1 tRNA gene and 2 rRNA genes are annotated in these 3,848 nt (G+C 53.2%); all 3 read right to left on the bottom strand.

Going from position 1 to position 3,848, the window contains the following annotated elements:
* Positions 1-94 precede the first annotated feature (94 nt).
* Positions 95-171: transfer RNA gene (locus GS612_RS20390), tRNA-Met, on the bottom strand.
* Positions 172-222: 51 nt separating this feature from the next.
* Positions 223-337, bottom strand: a 5S ribosomal RNA gene (gene rrf, locus GS612_RS20385).
* A gap of 238 nt (positions 338-575) precedes the next feature.
* A 23S ribosomal RNA gene (locus GS612_RS20380) occupies positions 576-3,441 on the bottom strand.
* Positions 3,442-3,848: the final 407 nt, after the last annotated feature.

The following is a 3,848-nucleotide window of genomic DNA, read 5'->3' as shown; positions in this document are numbered from 1 at the left end:
AACCTGCGACCTTCAGGTTATGAGCCTAACGAGGTTTGATCGTTTAGCAAACAGTCCAGTGGACTGTTTGTAGATCGAACGGGCTGCTGGAAGTTGGTTGCGGGGAGAGGATTTGAACCTCTGACCTTCAGGTTATGAGCCTGACGAGCTACCGGACTGCTCCACCCCGCGCCAGTGTCAGTTATTGTGTCATCGTGTTAGAGAGATGTGGGCTTTTACTAGGTTTGGCGGTGACCTACTCTCCCGGGGCTTAAGCCCAAGTACCATTGGCGCGGCAGTGCTTAACTTCCGGGTTCGGGATGGGACCGGGTGTTTCACTTGCGCTATGACCACCAAACCGAGGAAAAGCCCATGTCGACTTTTGCGGAGCAAAAGCGACGAGGTGGCAGGCAGCGTATTCGCTTGCGAATGCGCGTTGCCACTCGGTTGTGTTATCAATCAACACCGTGCACTCTGCGCAGCAGAGTGTCACGAGCGGGAGGCAGCGTATTCGTTTACGAATGCGCGTTCCCGCATCTGAGTTATCCTTGGTCAAGTTTGGTGTATGCTTTGGTCTTGTCTTTCCATTACTGGATCAAATCAAGCCTATCGGGCGATTAGTACCGGTCAACTGAACGCATTACTGCGCTTACATCTCCGGCCTATTGACGTGGTGGTCTTCCACGGCCCTCAGGGAGACCTTGTTTTGAGGGGGGCTTCCCGCTTAGATGCCTTCAGCGGTTATCCTGTCCGATCATAGCTACCCAGCACTGCCGTTGGCACGACAACTGGTCCACCAGTGGATCGTTCACCCCGGTCCTCTCGTACTAGGGGCAACTCCTCTCAAGTCTCCTACACCCACGGCAGATAGGGACCGAACTGTCTCACGACGTTCTAAACCCAGCTCACGTACCTCTTTAAACGGCGAACAGCCGTACCCTTGGGACCTGCTCCAGCCCCAGGATGAGATGAGCCGACATCGAGGTGCCAAACACTGCCGTCGATATGGACTCTTGGGCAGTATCAGCCTGTTATCCCCGGCGTACCTTTTATCCGTTGAGCGATGGCCCTTCCACTCGGGACCACCGGATCACTATGGCCGTCTTTCGACTCTGCTCGACTTGTCAGTCTCGCAGTCAGGCTGGCTTCTGCCATTGCACTCAACGAGCGATTTCCGACCGCTCTGAGCCAACCTTCGCGCGCCTCCGTTACGCTTTAGGAGGCGACCGCCCCAGTCAAACTACCCGCCACGCAGGGTCCCGGATCCGGATAACGGACCGCGGTTAGACATCAAGAGTGCGAAGGGTGGTATCTCAAGGGAGGCTCCACCGCGACTGGCGTCACGGTTTCAAAGCCTACCACCTATCCTGCACATCACAATCCTGATGCCAGTGCGAAGCTGTAGTAAAGGTGCACGGGGTCTTTCCGTCTAACCGCGGGAAGCCTGCATCTTGACAGGCAATTCAATTTCGCTGAGTCGATGTTGGAGACAGCGGGGAAGTCGTTACGCCATTCGTGCAGGTCGGAACTTACCCGACAAGGAATTTCGCTACCTTAGGACCGTTATAGTTACGGCCGCCGTTTACCTGGGCTTCAATTCAAGGCTCTCACCTCTCCTTTTAACCTTCAGGCACCGGGCAGGCGTCAGACCCTATACGTCGTCTTGCGACTTCGCAGAGCCCTGTGTTTTTAATAAACAGTCGCCACCCCCTGGTTTGTGCCCCCAGCCCCTAGTTGCCTAGGAACCGGGCCTCCTTCTCGCGAACTTACGGAGGTATTTTGCCGAGTTCCTTCAACATCGTTCTCTCAAGCGCCTTGGTATGCTCTACCAGTCCACCTGTGTCGGTTTAGGGTACGGTCTGATGGAGGGCTATTTCCAGGAACCACTCAGCAGCCCAATCAATCCGATAAGATTGAACTACACCTGTGATCCGTCACATCCTCCTGGCCTAGGAATATTAACCTAGTTCCCATCGCCTACGCCTTTCGGCCTCGGCTTAGGGGCCGGCTTACCCTGCTCAGATTAGCTTTAAGCAGGAACCCTTGGACTTTCGGCGAGAGTGTCTCTCACACTCTTTGTCGCTACTCATGTCATCATTCTCACTAGTGATCTCTCCACCGGATCCCTCACAGGCCGGCTTCATCGAAAGAACTCTATCCTGCGCTACCGCCTATTCGGCTACTTGAGCGCGATTACTCGCGCCACATAACCGGCGGCAATACAGGATGAGTTCTATGTCACACTACGCTCTGCTACCATGCCTTACGGCATCCTAAGCTTCGGCTCATGGCTTGAGCCCCGTTACATCTTCGCCGCAGGACAACTTGTTTAGACCAGTGAGCTGTTACGCTATCTTTAAAGGATGGCTGCTTCTAAGCCAACCTCCTGGTTGTTTTGGTCGTCCCACCTGCTTTCCCACTTAGCCATGAATTGGGGGCCTTAGCTGTAGGTCAGGGTTGTTTCCCTCTCCACTACGGACGTTAGCATCCGCAGTGTGTCTGCCATCTAGTACTCCCGGGTATTCGGAGTTTGGTTAGGATCAGTAAGCCTGTGGGGCCCCATTACCCATCCAGTGCTCTACCCCCCGGGGTATTCGGATGACGCTCTACCTAAATAGATTTCGCAGAGAACCAGCTATCTCCGAGTTTGATTGGCCTTTCACCCCTAGGCACAGCTCATCCCGATCCTTTTCAACGGATGTGGGTTCGGTCCTCCAGTAAGTGTTACCTTACCTTCAACCTGGCCATGCCTAGATCACTCGGTTTCGGGTCTGATCCCACGAACTCATTCGCCCTATTAAGACTCGCTTTCGCTACGCCTACACCTAACGGCTTAAGCTTGCTCGTGAGACCAAGTCGATGACCCATTATACAAAAGGTACGCCGTCAGCTCGCAAGGAGCCTCCGACTGATTGTAGGCGTTCGGTTTCAGGTACTGTTTCACTCCCCTCGTCGGGGTGCTTTTCACCTTTCCCTCACGGTACTGGTTCGCTATCGGTCAGCAAGGAGTACTTAGCCTTCGAAGGTGGTCCTCCGATCTTCAGACAGAATTTCACGTGTTCCGCCCTACTTAATACGTCCGTCAAAGCTTCCTATACGGGGCTGTCACCCGCTATGGCCACGCTTCCCAACGTGTTCTAGTCACTTATCCGGCTCGGCTGGTCCCCGTTCGCTCGCCGCTACTAGGGGAGTATCAATTGATTTCCTTTCCTCCGGGTACTTAGATGTTTCAGTTCCCCGGGTTTGCTCTTAAAACCCTATGTATTCAGGTCTTAAGTACCTGTTCATGCTCATTATTGATCAGCTGTGCTAACAATAACAAACATTCAGGTGGGTTGCCCCATTCAGAAATCCATGGATCAAAGCTTATTCTCAGCTCCCCATGGCTTATCGCAGAGTATCACGTCTTTCATCGCCTCTTGCTGCCAAGGCATTCACCAAACGCCCTTCTCGCGCTTGATTTGATCCAGAAAAAGAAAGACACACGATAGTTGTGCTACCGCCTATTCGGCTACTTGAGCACGATGTCTGCTACGAACTTCGTTCTTCGCAGACTATGTATCAATCGAGACCGCCCAGCTGGTAACTAAAGGCAGTCATTCTTCTGAACCAAAAGCATACTTTCCCGCCTTCCATCCTGGAACCCATGCTGCCGATGTCGGTCGGCCCCGCATGGAGAATGAAAGACATGCACGATCTGATGATCGTGCGGGTTAGTGTACTTGACTTGGACAACTCTGTTCGTTTCAGCCGGGATATTCAAAGAGGGACGAGGAAACATCCCAAATCGAACCTCCTCCGAAGAGGACCAACTGAGATCAACGCCACACTCGGCGCGATCAAACAGTGTTGATTGATTTTCTCTCTAT

Source organism: Ruegeria sp. HKCCD6157, assembly GCF_013110685.1.
Taxonomy (GTDB): domain Bacteria; phylum Pseudomonadota; class Alphaproteobacteria; order Rhodobacterales; family Rhodobacteraceae; genus Ruegeria.
The sequence above is the reverse complement of the archived record's forward strand: the minus strand, read 5'-3'. Positions and strand labels throughout refer to the sequence as shown.